Raw genomic sequence first — 24,413 nt, forward strand, 5'->3', positions numbered from 1 at the left:
AACGAGCCTTATTGGAAGTTTTGCAAGCTATGAACCCAGCCACGTGTCCAATCGAAATCACGGTGAACTGCGCCAACGAATGGTACGTCCATGAAGAAATCTGCATCTACTTCCGACATTGCTTTCGCTTCCGTAGTATCAATGGTGTAGTAACCATCAATAACATCCAGCATGCTTGCCGCAACGCTATTATTTTCTTGCTTTAAGAACCAGGCTTCGGTGGTTTCTGTTGCACTTACGCTGCCCTTGAATGGTTCAGGGCAAGCAATTACCGAGTGCGTCATTACCGTAGTGCCGTTGGCCGCTAATTGCTCCGATTCCGCAGAGTTAAACTCCAAGCACTCGCCCATCTCTGCAGGGCCAGTAATCAAGAAGTTATGCAATTGTGATGTAGCACCGGCACGAATTAAGACACCCTCTGAGTCTTTATCTGCAGAAGTGTAATCATTTCCAATAATGGTCATGTTGGCTACAGTTGGATTAGTGCGAGGTGAAGCGCCGAAGTTGCCTGATTGGTTATCACCTTCAATTCCTCTGTTTCCTTCACCGTTATGCTTTGTGAGCATAAACTGAATACGGCCATTCCAACCATCGGCATAATCTAGTGAATCATCACCAGCGCCAGTAATAACAACAAAACGTGCATCCACATTGCCACCGAAGAATTCAATACCATCATCAAGGTTTTCATGAACTTGGATGAATTCAACTTGGGTTGGCTTGCCGATACCCGCAAATGTAATACCGTTAAGTTCGTTATCTGGCAGTACTTCATAACCGGCGTAACGTACCTGTACGAACTTCAGTTTACCTGAATTATCTTCTGGATCTGCACCGCCATAAGGGCCTGCATCACCTTCAGCTTCGATAGCACAATCACCTAAGTTAGCCGCATCACATTTGTTGCTTGGTGCATTACCGAGTAGCACGACACCGCCCCATTGGGCTTTTTCGCCCTCTGAGCCAATGGCATCTTGTAATGATGTAAACACGATTGGTGCATTCGGGCGGCCTTCAGCCATGATTTTTGAACCACGCGCAATCACTAAAAAATCAGCACCCGATTGGCCAAATAGCTTCACACCCGGAGCAATGAACAGCGTGGCGCTATCGGCATTATCATTGCCTACACGAACAAGGCCGTTCAATACGTAATCAGCACCTACAGGAAGGTACATATCTTCCGTGATGCTTCCGCTGATTTGACAATTTATCTTGTCGGTAACTGAAGTCACTTCTACGGTGTTTTCCGGACAAAAAGCAAGCTCTGAACCTGCATCATTATGCAAACTATAAGTCCAACCGATGGTCCAATCATTTTCGCCATCAAACGCGCCAATGTAGTCAACATCATCAAACCATGGGTCGATGTCGTTGGCGACATTGCGGCCAGCGCCGAGTGCAGGTGATACCGCTGATGGCATATAGCCGCCAAGTAATGGATCAACCAGCATGTTGCCTTCTTGCGCTAAGAACCATTGTTCTGCATCGAAAGTTACAGCTCCGCTTTCATCAGTGGTGTTGCGGAACGGTTCTGTACAGGAAATAATAGAGTTTTCGAAACGCAAATCACCGCCGGTAGCATTGTTCACCGTTTCTTGGTCGTTTAATTCAAAGCACTCACCCATTGCTGGGTCTCCGGTTATAACAAAGTTATAAAGCTCTGCGCTTGTGCCTCGGCGTAACAAGACACCTTCTGAATCATCATCGGCGTCGTAACCATTTCCAAGAATCGTCATGTTAGCAATAACCGGACGGCTCATCGGCGTTGCGCTAAAGTTCGAAGAGCTATTATCCGCTTCGATACCACGGTTCGCTTTTTGATTCGTTGGGCTGTGCTGCACTAAAACGTGCTGCATGCGGCCATTCCAGCCTGCATCCCAATCCAATGAATCATCTTGGTTACCAGTTAACACAACATACTTCACATCAACGGTGCCACCGAAAAACTCGATACCATCATCTAAGTTATTATGCACTTGAATGTATTCAACCGTTGTACCGCGGCCAACACCACCGAAGGTAATACCGTTCAATTCGTTATCAGGCAGAACTTCGTAGCCGGCATGGCGCACTTGCACGTAACGTAAGGTACCGCTGCTATCATCTTCCAAATTACCGCCGTAAGGGCCTGCATCGCCTTCTGCTTCGATCGAACAATTTTCTAGATTAGCCTGATCGCAGCCATTTACCGGCGCTTGACCAAGCAGTACTAAACCACCCCATTCACCAATGGATGTATGGTCGGATAGGCCGAGCATGCTTTGTAGTGATGTCATTACGATAGGCGCATTAGCAGCGCCATTTGCTTCAATTTGTGAGCCGCGACGCACAACTAAGAAATCAGCACCGGATTTACCAAATAAATAAGTGCCAGGTTCGATAGTTAGCGTGGCAGAATCTGCTTTATCATTACCCACAGCAACACGGCCATCTAAGGCCCAAAGGATATCGTTAGTTAGGGTGCGATCTTCAGTAAAGGTACCGGTTATTTCACACACAGGCTGGGAGTAACCTGTAAGTGCTTCGCCAGCGCTAGCCCAATCCGGGCAAGCATTCGTTGGTGGCGGGTTGCCGCCGCCAGTATTACCACCACCTGGGTTGCCGCCGCTGGTGGGTGGCGCAGTTTCATTGATATTAATATTGATATCACCGCCGCCACAGCCGGTTAGGGCTATAGCTGCCGCCAAGGCACTAAGTTGAAAAAAACGATTCAAACGCATGATGAAGCTCCGAATTAGTATGCAACGAGAATTAACGTGCGTACTGTGGGGCTTTTTCATGAAGATAGGTTTACGGAAACATGACAATTTGGAGACAAAAAAAAGCCGAGGGCGCAATGCCTTCGGCTTTTTCTGGAATAGGTGCACACATCCGTGTGTGCGAAACCGTACATTAACTTGATGTGGTGAAATTTAGCACAGCGGCCCCACAGGAAAAACAAATTAATTGTAACAAAGTGTAAATGGATTCTGCATATTACTGATAGTTATCACTTATTCTGTTTTTCCCAGAGCCTAAATTTGCCTAATTATTTAGGAAATCTCGTATACGATCCGCCTGTTGGCTGATACTCACCACGCCATCAAGGTGGCCCCAAGGCCCCGCAATTTCGCTGTAGCTACTCTCTTTTCCCTGCTCTATCAGTATATCGTGTGCACGTTTTGCCAAATAAGGCTGCAACAATAAATCATTCGTAGCCGGTAAAAATAATGATTTCGCGGTGATATTTCCCAAACCTTCAGCAAGCGAATCTTCAAAACCTGCCACGAATAACTGGTTTGCGCGCACCAGATACAATATGTGATTCGCATCGGCATAAGTGGCACGCAAATTAGCAGCGGCTTCGAGTTGATCTACAATACTGAAGTTAGCTTGGATATCTTGCAACGGCGCAGGCTCACGAGCCGAGCTAGCGGAATACATTTGGTTCACAATCTGCGGATGCAGCGAACCTAAAGTAATCATTCTTAATGCCTGTACCACACCACTTTTTGGCGCCTCGCCATTATAGTAATTGCCATTATTCCAGTTCGGGTCGTTAATAATTGGGTTAGCCCAATGTTGTAGGTTTGCAATTGTCCATGGATCGGCCTCGGCCATACCAATCACAGAAATCATACGCTCAACACGTTCCGGGTAAGCCGCTGCCCAATCAATGGCCTGCAAAGAGCCCATGGACGCTCCCACCACCGCATAGAGCTTCTCAATACCTAAGGAATCGATTACCAGTTTTTGTACATTTACAAAATCACGAATGGTAACTACGGGGAAATCCAAGCCATACTCTTTCCCTGTTTCTGGGTTAATACTCGCCGGCCCAGTAGTGGTAACATTTGGATTATAGGGTTCTTGATTTACCAATGTATCAACACTAATGACATAAAATTCATTGGTATCAATTGCTTTTCCGGGGCCAATAATGGCATCCCAATAGCCAGGTTGGGCATCGTCGGCGGAATATTTACCGGCTGCGTGGCTATTTCCAGAGAAAAAGTGAGTAATCAAAATAGCATTATCTTTTTCGGCATTCAGCTCACCGTAGGCCTCCCAGCCCACATTCACCTCTGCAATGGTTTCGCCACCAAAGGTGGTAAAGTTTTCCGTGCTAAAAACCTGCTTTTCTACTAAGGGCAACTCAGCTGCCTGCAGAAACCCTAGCGGGCTAGCAACACAAATGGCAGCAATGAGCCAGCTTGTTAATTTTTTAGCGGCCATGATTAGGCTCCTTGTTCAATTAAATAATTTAAAAATTCATCGCGTAATTCATTTTTCCGCACTTTTCCCGTGCCAGTTTTCGGTAACTCAGATACAAATTCAACGGCGTCGGGTGTCCACCACTTTGCGATTTTTCCTTTTAAATGCGCAAGGATATCCGCCTGCGTTGCTTCCTCGCCTGGGTTTAACACTACTAATAATAGCGGGCGTTCATCCCATTTCGGGTGTTTCACTCCCACTACCGCACACTCATTTACCTGTGGATGCAAACTAACAATATTTTCTATTTCCAACGAGCTTATCCACTCGCCACCACTTTTGATAACATCTTTTTTCCGATCAACAACGCGCATGTAGCCTTGAGAATCGATTACGGCGATATCGCCGGTTGCGAGCCAACCATTGGGGAAACTGCTTAAATCTTCGTTTTTGTAATACTGATTACAAATCCATGGCCCACGCACACGCAATTCACCCGAGCTTTCGCCATCATGAGCTACTGCTACATCATCGGCATCGAATATTTCCATCTCTACCCCAAAGGCTGCTCGGCCAGCGGTGGTTTGCAATTCGTAACGGGCTTCTTTTGCCAGTGCCATAATCGCAGGCGTAGGGGGCAGGCTAGTAGCTAAGGGGGCGGTTTCTGTCATTCCCCAAATGGGTTGCCAATAAATGTTGTAGCGCTCAGCATAAGTTCTCACCATGCCAATAGGTGAAGCTGCTCCTCCCACGCATACCCTTTCTAAGGGTGTTTCGCTGATTTTTTGTTCCTGCAAATAATTATGTAACGTTAACCAGATCGTAGGTACGCCTAAACCTACATTTACTTTCTCCCTTGAAATTAATTCCCACATACTAGCGCCATCCATGCCACTGCCCGGTAGCACTAGTTTCGCTCCCGCTAAAGGGGCGGCATAAGGCGCCCCCCAGGCACTGGCGTGGTACATAGTAACCATGGGCAATAACACGGTGTCTGCCCGTAAATCGAGCAAAGCACCGGAAACCGTAGCTTGTGCGTGTAACACCAGTGCTCGATGAGAATATAAAACGCCTTTCGGGTTGCCGGTTGTGCCTGAGGTGTAGCACAACGACGCCGCATGATCTTCATCAAAGCGTGGCCAATCATAATGTTCTGACTGGCCCGCCAATAGCTCTTCGTAGCACAAAAGATTTGGCAATGATGATTCTGGCATGTGTTCACGATCTGTCAGTACAATAAAGCCCTTTACCGTGGGTAATTGACCTTGAATTTCTTCTAACATTGCCACGAATCCAAGATCTACAAACACATATTTATCTTCGGCATGATTAATGATGTATTCCACTTGCTCGGCAAATAATCGTGGGTTTACCGTATGCAAAATAGCACCCACACCAGAAACCGCGTAGTAAAGCTCTAAATGCCGATAAGTATTCCAAGCCATAGAAGCCACACAATCGTTCATGCCTACTTCCAAAGCATCTAAGGCGTGTGCCAATTGGCAGCTGCGGCGCCAGCACTGTGCATAATTTGTACGATGAATATCACCTTCGAGCCGCCGGCTCACAACTTCCTGTTCTGGAAACTGCTGCCGGGCATAATCGAGCAAATCAATAACCAATAACTGGGTATTCATCATGTTGCCGTTTAAACTGCCTTGCATTCCAATTCTCCTAGTGCCTTTTATAACTGCTGTGTTCAATGTTGCGTGCTCTTGCGTGCGCTTATATTTTTTAGAACAAATTAAATAATAAAATGGCAATACTTAAGCCAATCACGGGTACCACCACGGTTACCGCACCTACCGCCCAATAGGCATCTTTGTGGGTTTCGTTACAGATACCGCGAATGGTTGTCACCACGTAACCATTGTGTGGCAGAGAATCAAGCGCACCAGAAGATATGGATACCACTCGATGCAGCTGATCTGGGCTTACACCCGCAGCCAAATAATGCGGGCCTACCTCTGGCAGCGCGATAACTTGCCCGCCCGAGGCAGAACCCGTTAAACCGGCGATCACACTTACCGCTACCGCGGCGCCCACAAGCTCATTGCCCGGCAGTGATGTCATGGCAACTACCGCTTGCTCGAATGCGGGTGTTACCCGCGCAACAGCACCAAACCCCACTACAGCCGCCGTATTACCAATGGCCACCAAAGCGCCTGTTGTGGCTTGCCCAAGTGCGTGCTGCATATCGTTAAAGAATTTCCAATTAATCGCCATGATGGCAAGAACACCGCCGGTAAGCGCAATGATGAGCGCCATCTGTGCATATTTTTCGTGAAAGAAAAACGAAAGTGTAAGCACCACAACCAGTGGAATAAGCCCGGTGATCGGGTGTGGCCGGCGGCGATCAACCAATTTTGGATCGCTCTCACGCTCAACAAAGTGCTCGCCACGCGCCACCGCTTTATTAATAATTTTCATCAACCACCAGTAACCGAGAATCGCCATAATAATGGCCACCACTAAGCTCACTTCCCATGCTGCATAGGGCGAAGTGCCGAGATATTGAATCGGAATCCAGTTTTGAATTTCTGGTGAGCCGGCCGATGTCATGGTGAAGGTTACCGAGCCAAACGCGAGTGCTGCCGGAATAAATCGGCGTGGAAGGTTGGCATCTTTAAATAAGCTTAATGCCATTGGGTATACGGAAAACGCCACCACGAATACACTCACGCCACCATAAGTAAGAATTGCGCAAGCAAGCACTACGGCCATTACGGCTTGCTTCTTACCCAGCTTGTTAATTATCCATTCGGCCACGCTATCAGCGGCACCGGTATCTTCCATAAACTTGCCGAAAATTGAGCCGAGCAAGAACATAAAGAACCAAGAAGCCACGAAGCCAGAAAAGCCGTTCATGTAATTTTCTACAAAATTAACATCGCCAAGGAATACCGGAATGCCACTACACAATGCTACGATAAGCGCACAAATGGGCGCGCTGATAAATAAATTCCACCCGCGCAAGGTGAGCAATATCAATAATATAAGCCCACCTACTAAACCAATCATACTCAGCATAAACACCTCTTTTTTTATTATTCGATGCGCACATTAGCGTTTTCGTCGTTGAGCGTTATTGTCGGCCAAGAACTAAATTCTACCCATAGTACTATGGTACAGGTCACAAATTCCTCAACTTAGGCTAATGTTGCATCCGTAACAAAAATATAACGTCTGGAAAAGACAAACCCTTGGGGGATCAAGATGAAAGCAACAACATTTAAAACACAACAGTTCCGCCGTAGCCTTTGTGCAGCGGCCGTTACCAGTGCGCTTTTGGGTATCAGCATGCCAGCCGTAGCGCAGGATGCCGAGGAAGAGGAACAAACAACACGCCTTGAACGCATTGAGGTTACCGCTCGCCGTACCACTGAAAACCTGCAAGAAGTGCCAGTTTCAGTAAGCTCTTTCGGAGAAATGGAGCTCGAGCGCGTTGGTATTAACGATATCACTGAGCTACAACAACGTATTCCAAACACCACAATGCAAGTAAGCCGTGGTACAAACTCAACCCTTACCGCCTATATTCGTGGTATCGGCCAACAAGATCCGCTTTGGGGTTTTGAGCCAGGCGTTGGTGTGTACATTGATGATGTATATGTAGCACGCCCGCAAGGTGCTGTACTTGAAGTATTTGATGTTGAGCGCATTGAGGTATTACGCGGACCACAAGGCACGCTTTATGGTAAAAACACCATCGGTGGTGCGATGAAATATGTAACCGCACAACTTTCTGGCGATACCGAAGTGCGAGTGCAAGGCACTGTGGGTGATTACAACCGCCGTGATTTCAAAATCTCAGGGCAAACGGCACTTTCCGATAACTTTTATGTGGGCGGTGCTTTCGCCTCACTAAATCGAGATGGCTTCGGTGAATTCGTAAACACCGGCGATGATAACTACAACAAAGAGCTTACTACCGGCCGCATCAGTGCACTTTGGATGCCTTCCGATACGGTAACTGTACGTTTATCCGCCGATCGTACCGAAGATGATTCGAACTCGCGTGGTGGTTATCGTTTAACTACAAGCCAAGTAACCGGTGACGAGCCACTTGATAGCGTATTTGATTCGCGCACGGCTATGCCGGTAGATAACTACGTAAAAACCGAGGGGATGTCGGCTGTTGTAGATTGGGAACTGAATCAAAACTGGATGTTTAAATCAGTAACGGCTAAACGTGAAGGCTTTACCGATACCAATATCGATTTCGATTCAACTGAAATGCCAACCTTATTAGTGCCGGCTATTTATGAAGATGAACAATTCACCCAAGAATTTCAGCTCAATTATGCCGATGAGAACTTACGCTTCGTAAGTGGTTTGTACTATTACGATGGCGAAGCCTGTGGCGTGTTCGGTACGATTCTTGGTGGTTTAGGCGTAACCGTGGAAAACGGTGGCTGTGTTGAAACTGAAAGTTATGCAGTATTTGGCCAAGGCACCTACCAAGTGGATGATCAATGGTCGTTCACTCTCGGTGGCCGCTACACTAAAGATGACAAAGTAGCTGATGTATATCGTTTCACGTATTTAGGCCAAGTGTATCCGGGTGAAGCCGTTGGCGATCCGTTGGTAACCAACTCTGATTTCACTACTGCTGCTGATTGGAGCCGTTTCTCGCCGCATGCAAGTGTGCAGTATCAAGCAACTCGTGATCTCATGTACTACGCCAGCTATAGCAACGGTTTCAAATCTGGTGGTGTAGATATGCGGGCCGATGTTTCCTTAAACCCTGATGCTTCCAACCCATACGATCCGGAAATTGTAGACACCTATGAGTTTGGTTTGAAAAGTGAGTTGATGGATGGCCGCGTACGCTTAAATGCTGCCATATTCTATTCTGATTATCAGGATATGCAGGTTACCGTTCAACGTGCCGTTGCCGCTGGTGTTGCTTCGCAAGTGCTAAACGCCGCTGATGCAACAGTTCAAGGCTTTGAAATTGAAGCGCTTGCGCAAGCCACTGATACATTATCGTTCAACGCTTCGGTTGGTTATGTTGATGCAAGCTTTGATCAGGTTATCTTCTTTAACCCGAATACCCAGCAAAATGAAGATGTATCGGGTTTATGGTCGTTCGCCAACACACCTGAACTCAGCGCAAACATTGGTTTTGTACAAGAGTTCCGCGATGTAATGCAGGGTGATTTAGTTTGGTCAGGTAATGTGGCTTACCGCAGTGATACCCAGATTTTTGAAATACCTTCAATGCTGGATATGGATTCCTACAGCTTAGCGAATACAAGCTTAGTTTGGTATTCGCACAGTGGTAAATGGCAAGCCGGTTTGCACGTGAAAAACCTGTTTGATAAAGAATACCGCCTAGCAGGCTACAACTTTGCAGCGCCGCGTGATGAGCAAGGCAACATTATCGGTGCTGGTTTAGGTGGTGAAGATACAATTGTTGGTTACTACGGCGCGCCTCGCACTGTATCACTAACGGTTGGCTATCGTTTCTAAGCTGCGATAAAAAGCTAAGAAGCGTAAAAGCAACACAAAGAAAAACCTGTTGTTTTCTCTGGTAATACTTTGCCACCGTTATTTAACCGTAGCGGTGGCTTTTTTCTGCAACTTTCCTGCGTTAAGTACAACAAAGCCCTATGCTTACCTTGCAGCATGGTTGTACATCAGGTACAAAATAGGTTCCATGCTTTATGAAGAAGATGAGTTGCATGGCACGAGCCATTATTGCAGACGACCACCCGCTCTTTCGCGCGGCCCTAAAGCAAGCCTTAACAGCTACTTTAGGCAGTGATGTACTAGAAGCGGAAAATTTCACAGAACTTCAAACTGTGCTCGAGCAAGAGCGGCAGGTTGAATTGCTATTTCTTGATTTAAATATGCCGGGTAACCGCGGGTTAACTGGCCTTACCGCTATTCGCAATCAATTTCCTGATGTTTTGATTTTAATTGTTTCGGCCAACGAGAGTATTGATGTAATCCGCCGTGCTATGGCATTCGGCGCCAGCGCTTATGTGCCAAAATCAGCGCCTCTACCAATGCTGATGAATGCCGTTGATGCGGTATTAGCAGGTGATAGCTGGCTTCCTGAGCACTTAAAAGATGAACTCAAGCGCCCAGCAAGCGCAGCCAGCCAAGATTTCGCCACCAAGTTAGAACAACTCACGCCACAGCAATTTAAAGTGCTTACCTGTATTGCTGATGGCTTATTAAACAAGCAAATTGCTTACGAACTTGATGTGCAAGAAACCACTATTAAACAGCATGTTTCAGCGATTTTGCGCAAGTTGGGCGTGTATAACCGCACGCAAGCCGGCGTTATTTTCCACGATATGCTCAAAGCCGATGAGGAAGCATAGTTTACCGTTTTTGCAAAACTGCCACGTCTTTGTGTAGCTCAATAAGCTCAAGGGGCCAATGCTGGGCTATCCATTGAAACGTTTCATCACGAAAAAAAGTGATATGAGTTGGATCAAGAAGGTAGGTCCATTTTTGATAGCGATCGATGGTTTTCGGCCTTTGTGTCATGATCACCAACAGGCCTCCATGATTTAATAGCGGCACTAACTGGTTGAGCACTTGCCTTGGTTGCGCCAGATGCTCAAACACCTCGGTACTGGTAATAAAATCATAAGTTTGCTGCAAGCGTTCGGGATTATTTGCATAGAAAATATCAAAAATAGAGCAAGGAAAGCCTGCTTCGTTGAGCATAAGTGAGAGCGTAGGCCCGGGGCCAGAACCGAAATCAAGGCCCGAAGATCCTTGCGGTAACAAGCGTTGTACCGGCTCAGCAGCGCGCGCTAGAAACTTTCGGTAGCCGATATCGTTGGGGTTGTTCTCGTGCAGCTCGTAAAGCGCTTTAGCCTCAGCATCGGATACATGAAAGCGTTGGGGCACGAAAACTACATGGCAATGCATGCACTGAAAATGCTCTCGACCCTGCAAAGGCGCGCGTGTTTCCACGAACCAAGGCTCTCCAGCAATTGCTTCACGGCATAACGGGCACTGTTCAGTTTTTCTAGGCAAGGGGTGCTCCAACGGCTTCAATTCAGAATTACAATGCGCTGTGCTAATTCTGAGTGTTAGTTCTGAGTTTTAGCTCTGAGTGTTAGTTCTAAATGCGAATGCTCTGTGTTAGTGCTCTATGTTAGGGCTCTATGTTAGGGCTCAATGGTAATGCTTAAGTGCTTTGAAACAAACAACTAGAAGGTAAGGAAAAGAGAATTCGCTATGTTACCCGCTTATCTTGTTATTTTTGTTGCCCTAGCCTACCTCGCTATTTTGTTTTTAATTGCTTCACGGGGCGAAAAGCAACAAACCGATAAACCTCGGCCATGGCGTTACTCCTTGGTGCTTGGCGTACATTGCACTACCTGGGCCTTTTACGGCACGGTAACGCAAGCGGCTCACTATGGCTGGTGGTTTGCTCCAACCTATCTCGGCGGTATTTTAATTTTCTTGTTCGCCCACGGCTTCTTAATGAAGCTGTTAACCGTAGTAAAACAACAAAACCTCACCTCTATTGCCGATTTACTCGGTTCCCGTTACGGCAAATCTCACAGCATAGCGGTGTTTGTTACCTTTATTTCGCTTATTGCTTTGGTGCCCTATATTGCTTTGCAGCTTCGGGCTGTAAGTGCCAGTTTCTCCGCCATTACCGGCGTTGATGCCACGCGTATCCCTTGGTTTACCGATGTAAGTGCCGGTGTAGCTGTGGTGATGATTCTGTTCGCCATTTTATTTGGTGCACGGAAACTCAGCTTATCAGAGAAACACCCTGGTTTAATGGATGCAGTAGCCTTTGAATCTATCGTAAAACTAGTTAGCTTCGGGCTTATTGGCCTTTTTTGTACTTACCAACTATTTAACGGTTTCGATGATCTGCTGATTCAGGCGGCAGCGGCACCTTTAGCCCGTGAAGCCTTAGCGGGCCTGCCGAATGGCACCTACATTTATATTACTCACATGCTGCTCGGTGCAGCAGCCATGTTCCTCTTACCACGCCAGTTCCACGTAAACTTTATTGAAAACACGCACGCTGATGAATTGAAAACCGCGCGTTGGGCATTTCCGCTCTATTTGTTTGCCATTAACTTTTTCATTCTCCCGATAACGTTAGCGGGTATTTTACTGGTTCCAGAAAGCCGTAGCGAAGATATGTTTATGCTGGCCTTGCCTGTGCTCATGGAACGGCCTGATATCAGCATCATTGCGTTTATTGGCGGATTAGCAGCCGCTACCAGCATGGTGATTATGGCCACACTGGCATTAAGCATTATGATTTCTAATGATGTGTTCACACCGCTTTGGTTGCGTTGGCGAAAAGCCAAGCAGCAAGAGTTTAGGCTTACTTCTGGTGTGGTGCTCACCATTCGTAGGCTTACTATGGTGCTGATTATTTCCCTTGCCTATTTGTACCATGAGGCAACGGAAAGTGGCGTGCCATTGGTAAGTAATGGCCTAATCGCTATGGCCCTACTAACACAGTTGGGGCCGGCACTAATCGGTGGGTTATATTGGCAGCGAAGTAGCCGTATCGGCGCGATTGGCGCTCTAGGTATTGGCAGCATTCTGTGGATTATTTTGTTGTTATTACCATCGCTGCAAAGCACGCGGCAACTTACCGATTTAGCGATTAGTAATGGTATTCTAATTAGCCTTTCGGTGAATATTTTACTCTTTGTTATCGGTTCCTTGTTGTTTCCTGATAAAGCGAACGAGCGCAAGCATGCTCAACGCTATCTCCAACCTAATGCCGATTACACCGATGTTGGCTCTCGACCACAGGTAACTTGGGGTAAGTTGCGCTCGGTATTAAGCCGCTTCATTGATGCAAAAGATACGGTACAGCTTGATAAGCGCTTGGGCTTAACCCTAGCCGCTGCCCCTGCCGAGGGTTTGGTGCCGCCGGTACTACTGCAACGCGTAGAGCGTGAGCTGGCCGGCGCCGTGGGTAGTGCTGCAAGCCGCTTAATTCTCCATGGTTTAGCTCGCACTTCAGAAGTTAATGCTGAGGTTATGGCCGATTGGGCGAGCGAAGCCTCGCGGCTCTATCGCTTTAATCGCGAATTATTGCAGGCCAGCGTAGAAAACATTCCCCAAGGGATTAGTGTAGTGGATAAAGATCTGCGGTTAGTGGCTTGGAATCGCCGTTATCTGCAAATTTTCAATTATCCTGATGGCTTTATTCATGCCGGCATGCCAGTAGTTGAAATACTTCGCTACAATGCCAAGCGTGGCTTGTTCGGCCACCCAGATGCGGATATTCAGCAAGAGGTGAATAAACGTTTAACTTACTTGCGCCGCGGCAGCAGTTATCGCTATCAACGCCAACACGAGGGGCGAGTGATTGAGCTGCAGGGAAACCCTATGCCTGAAGGGGGTTTTGTAACCACCTACACGGATATTACTAAGTTGGTAAAGGCGCAAGAGGATCTGCACAGCATTAACCAAGAATTGGAAAATCGGGTGAATGAGCGCACACAAGAGCTTACTGAAGCCAATAGCTTAATGGAGTTGGCGAAGCGCGCTGCTGAAGAGGCGCACTTGAGCAAATCACGTTTCTTCGCCGCCGCGGGCCACGATCTGATGCAACCTTTCAATGCGGCATCTCTGTTTTGTGAAATGTTGCAGCAGCGCCTTGAGCAAGCACAACAGCAAGAGGAATATGCCCTTGCGGCACAGATTCAACAATCACTGAGTAATGCCGAAGAGCTTCTTACCATGCTGCTGGAAATGACAAAGCTCGAATCGGGTAACTTAAAGCCGGATATTCAACAGGTTCCGCTCGATGATATTTTGTTACCTTTGGCTGAATCTTTCACTGTTCTTGCGCATGAAAAAGGTTTAGCCCTAAAAGTGAGGCCTACCAAAGCCTGGGTTGCCACCGATAAGCGTTTGCTCTCGAGGGTGATTCAAAACCTAATTTCCAACGCCATTCGTTACACCGATAATGGCAGTGTGCTCTGTGGCATTCGTCGGCGTTCTGCCGCGGCTATCGAGTTACAAATTATTGATACAGGCCGCGGGATTCCGAAAGATAAGCAAAATGAGATTTTCAAGGAGTTTCATCAACTCGGCGATCAAGCTGAAAACCCTGGCTTAGGTTTAGGTTTGGCTATCGTAGAGCGGATGTGCCGATTGCTGCAAATTCCTATCACTTTAAAATCATCAGAGCACCACGGAACCTGCTTCGGTATTATTCTGCCCCTAAACGGTTGGCAAACGGCTGCGCCTAAATCGATCACTGTACCCGAAACCCAGCAATCTAACGCGGTGCTGGCAAATGTGCATATTTTACTGCTCGATAACGATGAAACGCTGCGTTTAGCGATTAGCAAACTTTTAGTTGGTTGGGGCGCTGAGGTTACGGCTTGCCATTCCATTGAGGAAGCCATGGCTGTTTCTACTCAGCCCGATTTACTTTTTGTTGATTATCACTTAGATAACGATGAGGTAGGGGTTACCGGTATTCGCACGCTGCGAGAAAAATGGCAAACACAAATCCCGGCTATTCTCAGCACGGCTGACCCCGATGAAAGTATTCGCGAACAGGTTGTTGAGATACAGGCTTCATTTTTACCAAAACCAGTGAAGCAGGCCGCGTTGTTACGGTTATTAAAACGGCTTTTGTAGGCTCACGTAGCCGCTTTTTTAGAGTTAAAAGGTATTAAGCAAAATCACCAAACAATAGAGCCGGCAAAAAGCCGGCTCTACAAATCTTACTTAGTAAAAAACAGGCAACTTACTCTTCAGTTAAGCGCCGCTCACCTGTTAACTCTTGCCCGGCTTGATAGAGTGTTACTCCATCTACCTCACCATCTTGGTTTCGAGAAAAAACGAACCGAGCACCAAAAGCAACATTTTCAAAAATATCTTCCTCTGCATAAGCTACCGGTGCCGAAGGTTGCCCCGTAGCTTGAATCATCAAGGAGCCCGCCTCTTCGAATACATGTACCACAAAGCCTGGCATTATTTCGTAGTAGCCAAAGTAATCGGCTAAATTAACCGAATCTGGCATGGCTACCGAGATGTAAGGCGCTCCTGGGGGAATATTGGCATCGAGCAGGTGTATCGCCAGAGCTTGCACATCGCCAGTTTGATAAAGCGCTGCGTTGCTCAACACAATAGCGGCTTGCTGAGTTTCAGGGTTTATCGCCACCATAGTGGCAAAACCACCCGTACCACCGCCGTGCGTTACATAGCTAGTGCCTTGCACCGGCGCATACAACCATGCCCAACCCACTGTTGCTTGCTCTGTTTCAGCTAATACTTCATGGCTCGTTGCAAACGCTGTAGTGAGTGGCTCTGGGCCAACGCCTAGTTGTGCACCCACCCAAGCTTCCATATCACTTAAGCTCGCTCTTACACCGCCAACACCTTGCATATCATCAGCAAAGTTCCAGTTTACTACCGGCTCACCCTCAGCGCTAAAACCTTGCATGGTTTCGCCAGTAAAACTGGCGTTCGCCATCTCTAAAGGCTGAAACAGTGTTTTTGCATAGAGTTCTGCTAACGGCATTTCCGCTGCTTCGGCCGCTATTTTTGAAAGCAGCATAAATGCGAAATTCGAATATCCAAACTGCTCACCGGGCAAGGCAACGAGCTCCGCATCCGTTAACGATTGCCACAACGCCTCGTCGCTGAAATCAACGTAAGGGTCATTCACATCGTCCGGCATAAGCAACGCAGGCAAACGCGGCAAACCGGAAGTGTGCGTGAGCATGTGCCTTAACAAAATAGGCTCATCGTTATATTGGGGCACTTCAATGCCCTCGGGTACCCAAGCTTGCAAGGGGTCATTAATATCGATTTTTCCACTGGCCGCTAAGTGAGCAAAAATACCACCCAACATGGCTTTCGAAATAGACCCAATTTCGTAGCGGGAATCTGCATTCGGTAGAGCAGTTTGCTCATCGGCACAATAGAAACCACGTTCGCTGGTGAGTGAGCCGTCGCTATTGCGTTGCAAGCGTGCCGCGGCAATACAGGCGGTAGAAGCATCACTTTCAATGCGCGCGCGCAGCGCTTCGGTAACCGCTACCGACGATTCCACTTGCATACGATTATCGTTTCCAGTTCCTTGAACACTTTCAGATTCAACCTGCTCCGAACACCCCATAATTAACCCAGCGCTCAGAACTAGCGAAGTTAAAAGCGTTTTTTTCGCGAATATTTCCATGGTTCCCTCTCCTAAGACCTGTAGAGTAAGCTACAGTGATAAGTTATAACTATACCTTATACATTTCATAAACGTGAAACCTGTGAATTTATTCCCCAATATTGGAGCTCGCTCATGATGTTAGATCTTTCTGAATACAACGGCACTATTCTGTGGCTCGGTATCTTACTCTGCCTTATTTTGCTGCAATGGTTGGTAGCATCATATGCAAAAGCATCACAGCCCGGTGCTGTGCCCGGCCTGCCACCACGCGATGCTGGCCACAAGCATTTTACATTTCGGGCTTGGCGTACCCACCAAAACACTCTAGAAAACGCAGCTACCATGGTAGGGGGTGCTATTTTTGCTATTCTCGCTGGCGCTAATCCGCAATGGCTACAGGGCATTATGGCGATTATGGTAGTGAGCCGAATTGCCCATATGGTTTTGTATTATGGTATTGCTACGGATAAAAACCCAAGCCCGCGCAGTTATTTTTTCATGCTGAGTTGGTTTGCTAACCTTGCGATTATTGTGCTTGGTATGGTTGCGGTAGTAAGCCATTAAATTAAACGAGGTAAACACTCTGCCGAATCGAATGAGGTAGGGTAATGCTATTTTATCAAGTTGGTGCCTGCAAAGTACTGCGAAATTAAATAAGGGAATGTTATGAAATTGATTGTAAGCAGCTTATTCAAGGGCTTAGCCATTATTTTACCTTTAGTGATTACCATCGAAGTTATTCGTTGGTTGTTAATCACCATAGAATCACGCCTTGCTCCCGTGCTCGAACTCGTACTTCGTTCTGAGTGGTATATTCCAGGTATGGCAACAATTGCTTTTTTACTGATATGCACGCTCATTGGCTTCAGTGCACGTTGGCAAAAGGCGAACTGGCTTTGGCGGTTGCCCGGCCGAATTCTAATGAAGATTCCGGGCACTAAACAAATTTATGGCATGATGCAGGATATTATGGAAGTGATGTCCGGCAAGAACTTCGCCGATGAATCGGTAGTTCTCGTTAAACTCCCACAATCTGAGGTTGAACTGATTGGTATTGTTACCAAAAAAAGCGGTATAAAAGGTGATTCAATGTCGAAGTTAATTGAAGATGAGCATTTAGCCGTGTTTTTGCCTATGGCTTACAACGTTGGCGGTTACACGGTAATTGTGCCCAAATCGTGCACTAAAAACATTGATATGAAACCAGCCGAAGCATTACAACTGGTAATAAGCGGTGGCCTCGGCTCAACGAAATCATCAGATTAGCTCAAGGCACTTTTTACTCAGTATATTCATGCTCCGAGTACCGATACTCATAGCAGTTGAAACTGATGCAAGTTTCGGCTTTTGTTTAATGAATGCGGAATTTATTTATGAAACTACGAACGTTTTCTCTGGGAATTCATAGCACGGCATTGTTTGCAGCATCGGTTGCAGCCTCGGTTGCAGCGTTATTTAGTGCCAATGTTGCCGCCGCCGAACAAGGGTACTATCGCGCGCCAGCTATTCACCAAGATCATATTATTTTTACCGCTGAAGGTGATTTATGGCACCGCACGGCTGATAACACCAAAAGGCTTACCTCGCACCCAGCGGAGGAGATTGGCGCGGCTATTTCCCATGATGGCAAATTAGTGGCTTATGCGGCCAACTATGAAGGTGCTACCGAAGTGTATGTGATACCCATCACTGGCGGTATTCCCAAACGAGTGAGCTTTGAGAATAGCCGGGTTCGTGTGCAAGGCTGGACGCCAAACGGTGAAGTGATGTTCAGCACTGATAATGTGGTTGGCCCGGCAAACCAATGGGTTCTGCGTACGGTTAATCCTGAGAGCTTAGAAACAGCTACCTTACCGCTAGTGGATGCCATTGAGGGTACAACGAATAGCAATGGCCAAGAGGTTTATTTCACTCGATTCGGATTGCAGGCCACCGGCGATAACGCGCGCGTATATCGTGGCGGTGCTATGGGTGAGATTTGGCGATTTAACCTGGGTTCGAATCAAGAAGCAACGTTACTAACCGAGAACCACCAAGGCTCGGTGAAACGGCCCATGTATCATGAAGGCCGTATTTATTTTATTAGCGATGCCGATGGCACACCGAATATTTGGTCGATGACAACGGCTGGCCGCGATTTCCGCCAGCATACCGATTACGATGATTGGCAGGTTTGGTCGGCTAGCCACCACAATGGCAAAATTGTTTATCAACGCGGTGCCGATTTACATGAGTTTGATATTGAAAGTGGGGATTCACACACATTAGCAATTAATCTAACCAGCGATTTCAAAGCACGCCAAGAGCGTTGGTTAGAGAACCCTTTAAGCTATATCACCGCCGCTCGTTTCGATAACCATGACCAAGTGGTTATTACCGCCAGAAGCCAGATCGCAGTGGCAAACACTGGGCCTCGCCGCTTAGTGCAGATCACAACACCCGCTGAAAGCCGCTCTCGCAATGCGTTCCTGAGCCATGATGGCGAGTGGGTATATGCATTAAATGATCACACGGGTGAAAATGAAATTTGGCGTTTCCCCGCCGATGGTTCCGAAGGCGCTGAGCAACTTACCGATAACGGCAGTACCTTTCGCTGGAATTTAGCGCCATCGCCTAATGGAAAATGGTTAGCACACGATGATAAAAATGGTGATCTTTGGTTACTTAACTTAGAGTCTGGCGAGAACCAACGTATTCAAACTGGTGCTGTAGGCCACTGGGGGATGGCGGATTTAGTTTGGAACGCGGATAGCAATCTATTAGCCTTCTCTAGAACAGGGCAAGATAACAGCCGACAAAAAATTTGGCTATACTCGCTTGCCACAGAACAAACGCAAGTGCTCACTTCCAACAAATATGAATCGGGCTCGCCAGCTTTTAGCCGTGATGGTAATTGGCTCTACTTTCTCTCCGATCGAAACTTTCAGGCTACGCCAAGCTCCCCTTGGGGCGATCGGAACCTTGGGCCAATGTTTAACAACCGCGCATTAATTTATGCGGTAGCACTTAAACCTGATGCATGTTTCCCCTTTGCGCCGCCACAAGAAGTTGTAAGCTGCGATAACGAAGTTGCCAAGGAGCAAGGTGTCGATTTAGCAGGCGCACCTGAGCGCCTATGGCAAGTTCCTGTTCCTGCTGATAACTACTACAACTTGAGTGCCAATGCAGAGCGCTTATATGTGCAAACGCGCACCTTTGATCGCAGCGCGCCGCCTACGCTGCATAGTATTGCATTCAGCCAAACCGATGTGAAAGCGGAGGTGTTTGCCAGTAATGTGAACAATTATGAATTATCTCATGATGGCAAGCGCTTGTTCTTTCAACAGAACGGTAATAACAACATGTTTATTGTTGATGCTAACGCCACGGCACCGGGGGATCTTAGCAAAGCAGCTGTGAACACAAATGATTGGCAGTTAGCATTTTCGCCAACTGAGGAGTGGCGGCAAATGTTTCGCGATGCTTGGTTGATGCATCGAGATTTTCTCTTTGATAGCAATATGCGTGGCATAGATTGGGTAGAAATGCGTGAGCGCTACGAGCCCTTGCTGGATCGGCTCACCGATCGACATGAACTCGACGATGTTTTCTCGCAATTATTAAGTGAACTCAACGTATTGCATTCGCAAGTTCGTGGTGGCGAATATTCTGAGCCGAGTGAGCGGGCAAGTGCCGCTAGCTTAGGCGGGCAATTTAGCATGGCTACTAATGGGCTGCGTATCGATACTATTTATCGAGTTGATGCGGATTTACCGGATCAGGCCTCACCGCTCAGTGCGCCCGGCGTTGATGCAGCTGTGGGTGATGTGATTACGCATATCAATGGCCGCACAGTTAGCCATCTTGGCGAATTGATCACGGCGTTGCGGGGCCAAGCTAATAAGCAAGTATTGCTAACTATTCAACGGAATGGTGAAACATTGCAAACCGTGGTAACGCCTGTGAGCGCAGGGCGCGACCATCGCCTACGCTATGAAACTTGGGTTGAAAACAACCGTGATAAAGTGGCTGAAGCCAGCGATGGAAAGTTTGGCTATTTACATTTGTACGCCATGGGCGGTAACGACATTGCGAGTTTTGCTCGTGAGTTTTACGCCAACTACCAGAAAGAAGGGCTAATTATCGATGTGCGCCGAAATCGTGGTGGCAACATTGATAGTTGGATCATTGAAAAGCTTTTACGCCGTGCTTGGAGCTTTTGGCAGCCGCGGTTAGGAGAAGGTTACACGAACATGCAGCAAACCTTTAGAGGCCAGCTCGTGGTGCTTACCGATCAACTTACCTATTCTGATGGTGAAACCTTCTCCGCCGGCGTAAAAGCACTAAACCTTGGGCCACTTGTAGGCAAGCAAACCACCGGTGCTGGTGTATGGCTTTCAGGGCGGAATAGTTTAGCCGATAGAGGTGTGGCCCGTGTTGCAGAAACGCCACAATACGCGATGGACGGCCGCTGGATTCTTGAAGGGTTTGGGGTAACGCCGGATATTGAAGTGGATAACTTGCCCTTTGCTACCTTTAATGGCAGTGATGCTCAGTTAGATCGCGGTATTCAAGTGCTTCGTGAATTACTTCGTGAAAATCCGTATCCACAACTTGAGCCGCAACCAATGTCGGCGCCAAGAGCCGATGATATTAGCCGCTGACTTGGCCGCTAAATGAACCGTTAAAACAAAAGGGCTTTCACTTCTGATAGCTTGAAGTGAGAGCCCTTTTTTAATTGGTGCTTAATAAGCACTCATGAGTAGAATAATGAGTAATTAATACTTGGTAATTAACCCAAAAGTAATTCATATGTGCCCAATATGTTGGGCCTTACCATACCTGCCATAGGGGCGTATTAAAGCGCCGACCTTGCCAACAAATCGCGCAACCCTGCAACACCCTCGATATCCGTGGCTTGCAGCGGCACGCGGTAACGCGGCAGCTTTTTAAAGATCTGGTCAATTTCCGCTAACCGTTGCCGTTCAACCTCTCGCCTTTGGGCTAGAAAGTGGCCATCAGCGCTTTCGGGCAATACCCTATTTATCAGTAATCCGGCTACCGGCAGTTTTTCCGCTAACAAGGATTTAATTGCGCGTTCAGTTTCCAGAATAGGTAATTTTTCCGGGGTAAGCACAAACAGAAGTGCTGTTGAATTGGTGTCTTTTAAAATACGCCGAGTGCGTTGAAATAGGCGCTGGCGATTAAGTAATGTTTCCGTAATCCCCTTGCTACGCTCACTCATCTCGGCGGTGGCTAAATTCATTGGTTCCGCCATCGGGTTATCAATATCTTTCCCGGATTTTGGCGCCAAGTGTGCCAAAACACCGGCGAGTTCTTGTGATTTCTTATCGTGCTTAAGCATACCCTGAGTCCACGCCGCCATGGCTTCGGGTAAGCTCAGTAATCGCAAAGTATGGCCTGTTGGCGCGGTATCGAAAATGAGTACATCGTAGGTATCCAAACCTTGATCAATCTCGCGGCAAATACGTTCCAGTAATGCTGCTTCTTGCGCGCCTGGTGATTGCGCTGAACTGCGCAATTGTCGCTCCACTTCGGCGTACATCTCGGGATGCACGAATTGTTTTGTTTGCGCAATAATCTTTGCGATGTGAGTGTTCACTTCCGCATCAGGGTCTATTTCTAAGGCATCTAGGTTTCGATGAATACTCTGTATTTTGTTGCCTACGGAGCACCCAAGCGCATCACCCAAACTGTGGGCGGGGTCGGTTGATATAATTAACACGCGCTTATTTTGTTCTGCCAATGCAACCGCTAGGGTGCTGGAAAGGGTAGTTTTTCCAACGCCGCCTTTACCGCCCACAAGAATAAGTTGTTTATTTTCGAGGTTATCCACAAGCTGATTGATTGACGACATTAACAACACCGCATGTTATCAAGAGGCGAATGTTCCATACCCATACGAATATGCCATTCATGGAAGCGTTCGAGCATCAGCGGCTGCAACTCCATGGTATAGAAGGTAGCTGGATTCGGAATGCCCATAAGCTCAGAATAAACCAACAACATAAACAAATCGTCTTGGTCTCTCTGAGCTCGGGCAATGGCGGAACGATAAGGTGCATTGTAAGCCTCCTCAGCGAAGGCGTTCGCCCTGCGCCAGAACGCTTTCACTTTACCAAGTTTGCTAACTTCTATAATTTTCCGAGCCATTCGTTCCTACCTCTAATCGTTCCTGCCTCTAATCGTTTCTAGCTCTAACACATAATGCTAATAGAAGCATTAGCCTAACCTTACTGTTAACTACGAACGCCAACAGCAAAGTTCGGGCTAAAACAAACACTTATAGAATTTAAATTCTCATTACTCGAGCTCTTTTTCACCCTTACGCAATCGGTTTAACACCGAACCACACTCAAGGGCGATGAGAATAGCAGCGATTAACACCACAATATCGAGGCCGAAAAGGAACCAATCTTGCTGGTTGTAGAATGTGTGTAGCTGCAATACCAAGGCTGCTACTGTCATCACCAACAAGAAGATTAATGGAATTAGGGTAACGTACATGGGCCGGCCATAACGTACAAGCATTACGGTAATAACTAGAAGCGTAAGCCCTGCAAGTAACTGATTGGTTGTTCCGAATAGTGGCCAAATCATTAAACCACCGGAACCATCCGCGCCACCTGCACCGAATGCTAATAGCAAACAGGCACCCACAGCCAGCAAGGTTGCCGGCACCACACGCTGCATCCAGCTAATGTTATAAATTGCGCCCCACTCTTGGAAGATGTAACGCTGCAGGCGTAAGCCCGTATCCATGGTCGTTCCCGCAAAAAGAACGGCCATTACGGTAAGTAGCGTTTGCGCTAAGTTTTCGCTTAAGCCGATACCCTCGCTAATAATGCTGGCACCGCCGGCAACAAAGGCGTTCACACCACCTTGCCCGAATGAATGATAAATAGCCTGCCAATCACCAAAGGTAGCGAAGCCGGCGCACGCGGCAATAATTGCAGCGAGGGCGAGTGAGCCTTCACCCACAGCACCAAAATAGCCTACGAACCGGGCATCGGTTTCTTTGTCCAGCTGCTTCGAGGTTGTGCCACCTGCCACTAAGCCGTGGAAACCGGAAATGGCGCCACAAGCGATGGTTACAAAGAGCAATGGAATCATCGAAGGCGTATTCGCCGGCAAATCGGTATTAAATGCTGGTGCCACCATATTGGGGCCAGCAATTAACACCGCTGCATATAGCAAGATCAAACCGATAAATAACTGCAGCCCGTTAATATAATCTCGCGGTTGTAACAGCATCCATACCGGAAGCAATGATGCGATAGCCGCGTAGCCAAACAGAATCATGATCCACTGCGCCCGATCAGATAACCCTATAAAGGTTTCTGGCAATGCAATAGGGAATACCGGGCCGAGGCCAATTAAGGCATAGAGTGCTACTACACCGATAATCGACACGGCCAGTAAGCCAACAAGTTTGCGGTAAATGAGCTGGCCGATAATCAAGGCAACAAAAATAGCGCCCCAAACAGGAATTACAGCACTATTAAAATCAACCAACAAACCGGCTATCACCACCGCAAATACGGCATTTACCATTAACAGCACAAGGAAAATAACAATCATGAATAAGCTGCGCGCACGCTTACCAACGATATCACCCGTAAGTGCGCCAATAGATTTTGCTTTGTTGCGGTTACTGGCCCAAATTGCACCCGCATCGTGCACACCGGCGAAGAAAATGGTGCCGAAAATTACCCAAAGAAATGCTGGCACCCAACCCCAAATCACCGCTATCGCCGGGCCAATGATCGGCGCTGCACCCGCTACGGAAGTAAAATGATGCCCCCAGAGCACAAATTTATTAGTTGGAACGAAATCCACTCCATCTTCAAATTCATGAGCAGGCGTGCGGAAATTAGCATCCAGTTTGTAAATCTTTTCCGCTACAAACTTGGAGTAAATGAAGTACCCCAGTGCCATGGCGACAATACCTGCGATTAACACGAAAATAGAATTCATTGGCCTTTCCTATTTGTTGTTATTAAGCACGATTACAAATCGATAAATTAGTGTTGCTACGAGTATAGCAATATATCTACCTATTTCTGACTAGACTTTA

15 protein-coding genes are annotated in these 24,413 nt (G+C 47.3%); 6 read left to right on the plus strand and 9 right to left on the minus strand.

Annotated features, from left to right (window positions below; genetic code table 11):
• Positions 1 to 8: 8 nt before the first annotated feature.
• From CWE08_RS10875 to CWE08_RS10890, 4 genes are all read right to left on the minus strand, one after another.
• On the minus strand, positions 9 to 2,723 hold the full coding sequence (locus tag CWE08_RS10875; protein ID WP_126768199.1) for a hypothetical protein: 2,715 nt from the start codon (positions 2,721 to 2,723) through the stop codon (positions 9 to 11).
• Positions 2,724 to 3,027: 304 nt separating this feature from the next.
• Positions 3,028 to 4,218 (minus strand): E22 family MetX-like putative esterase, encoded by a 1,191-nt coding sequence (locus CWE08_RS10880; RefSeq protein WP_126768201.1) that lies wholly within the window; start codon positions 4,216 to 4,218, stop codon positions 3,028 to 3,030.
• A gap of 2 nt (positions 4,219 to 4,220) precedes the next feature.
• On the minus strand, positions 4,221 to 5,861 hold the full coding sequence (locus tag CWE08_RS10885; RefSeq protein WP_126768203.1) for a long-chain fatty acid--CoA ligase: 1,641 nt from the start codon (positions 5,859 to 5,861) through the stop codon (positions 4,221 to 4,223).
• 70 nt (positions 5,862 to 5,931) lie between these two features.
• Complete coding sequence (locus CWE08_RS10890; RefSeq protein WP_126768204.1) at positions 5,932 to 7,227, minus strand: GntP family permease; 1,296 nt, start codon at positions 7,225 to 7,227, stop codon at positions 5,932 to 5,934.
• A gap of 186 nt (positions 7,228 to 7,413) precedes the next feature.
• Between CWE08_RS10890 and CWE08_RS10895 the strand changes: the two genes are divergently transcribed.
• Positions 7,414 to 9,672 (plus strand): TonB-dependent receptor, encoded by a 2,259-nt coding sequence (locus CWE08_RS10895; RefSeq protein WP_126768206.1) that lies wholly within the window; start codon positions 7,414 to 7,416, stop codon positions 9,670 to 9,672.
• 194 nt (positions 9,673 to 9,866) lie between these two features.
• Entirely contained in the window at positions 9,867 to 10,532 is a 666-nt protein-coding gene (locus CWE08_RS10900) for a response regulator (protein ID WP_241973891.1), read from the plus strand.
• Position 10,533: 1 nt separating this feature from the next.
• On the opposite strand, the gene CWE08_RS10905 is transcribed toward CWE08_RS10900, so the two are convergent.
• Positions 10,534 to 11,199, minus strand: coding sequence for a class I SAM-dependent methyltransferase (locus CWE08_RS10905; RefSeq protein WP_126768207.1), 666 nt, complete (start codon positions 11,197 to 11,199; stop codon positions 10,534 to 10,536).
• Positions 11,200 to 11,403: 204 nt separating this feature from the next.
• On the opposite strand from CWE08_RS10905, the gene CWE08_RS10910 reads away from it, so the two are divergent.
• A complete protein-coding gene (locus tag CWE08_RS10910; protein ID WP_126768209.1) occupies positions 11,404 to 14,808 on the plus strand; it encodes a PAS domain-containing hybrid sensor histidine kinase/response regulator in 3,405 nt (1,134 codons plus the stop codon).
• A 109-nt stretch (positions 14,809 to 14,917) separates the two neighbouring features.
• On the opposite strand, the gene CWE08_RS10915 is transcribed toward CWE08_RS10910, so the two are convergent.
• Complete coding sequence (locus CWE08_RS10915; protein ID WP_126768210.1) at positions 14,918 to 16,354, minus strand: serine hydrolase; 1,437 nt, start codon at positions 16,352 to 16,354, stop codon at positions 14,918 to 14,920.
• Between the two features lie 114 nt (positions 16,355 to 16,468).
• Between CWE08_RS10915 and CWE08_RS10920 the strand changes: the two genes are divergently transcribed.
• From CWE08_RS10920 to CWE08_RS10930, 3 genes are all read left to right on the plus strand, one after another.
• Entirely contained in the window at positions 16,469 to 16,900 is a 432-nt protein-coding gene (locus CWE08_RS10920; RefSeq protein ID WP_126768212.1) for an MAPEG family protein, read from the plus strand.
• Positions 16,901 to 17,002: 102 nt separating this feature from the next.
• Positions 17,003 to 17,602 (plus strand): DUF502 domain-containing protein, encoded by a 600-nt coding sequence (locus tag CWE08_RS10925; protein WP_126768213.1) that lies wholly within the window; start codon positions 17,003 to 17,005, stop codon positions 17,600 to 17,602.
• Between the two features lie 107 nt (positions 17,603 to 17,709).
• Positions 17,710 to 20,979, plus strand: a complete 3,270-nt coding sequence (locus CWE08_RS10930; RefSeq protein ID WP_126768215.1) for a S41 family peptidase — start codon at positions 17,710 to 17,712, stop codon at positions 20,977 to 20,979.
• A gap of 194 nt (positions 20,980 to 21,173) precedes the next feature.
• On the opposite strand, the gene CWE08_RS10935 is transcribed toward CWE08_RS10930, so the two are convergent.
• The 3 genes from CWE08_RS10935 to CWE08_RS10945 all read right to left on the minus strand — a co-directional run bounded on the left by CWE08_RS10935 (position 21,174) and on the right by CWE08_RS10945 (position 24,313).
• Positions 21,174 to 22,193 (minus strand): ArsA family ATPase, encoded by a 1,020-nt coding sequence (locus CWE08_RS10935; protein WP_126768216.1) that lies wholly within the window; start codon positions 22,191 to 22,193, stop codon positions 21,174 to 21,176.
• Positions 22,193 to 22,489 (minus strand): cory-CC-star protein, encoded by a 297-nt coding sequence (locus tag CWE08_RS10940; RefSeq protein WP_126768218.1) that lies wholly within the window; start codon positions 22,487 to 22,489, stop codon positions 22,193 to 22,195. The genes CWE08_RS10935 and CWE08_RS10940 overlap by 1 nt, the downstream gene beginning before the upstream one ends.
• 150 nt (positions 22,490 to 22,639) lie before the next feature.
• The gene (locus tag CWE08_RS10945) at positions 22,640 to 24,313 is read right to left on the minus strand and encodes a carbon starvation CstA family protein (RefSeq protein WP_126768219.1); all 1,674 of its coding nucleotides are present in this window, start codon (positions 24,311 to 24,313) and stop codon (positions 22,640 to 22,642) included.
• Positions 24,314 to 24,413 lie beyond the last annotated feature (100 nt).

It is taken from the genome of Aliidiomarina iranensis (genome assembly GCF_003987135.1).
Classification (GTDB): Bacteria; Pseudomonadota; Gammaproteobacteria; order Enterobacterales; family Alteromonadaceae; genus Aliidiomarina; species Aliidiomarina iranensis.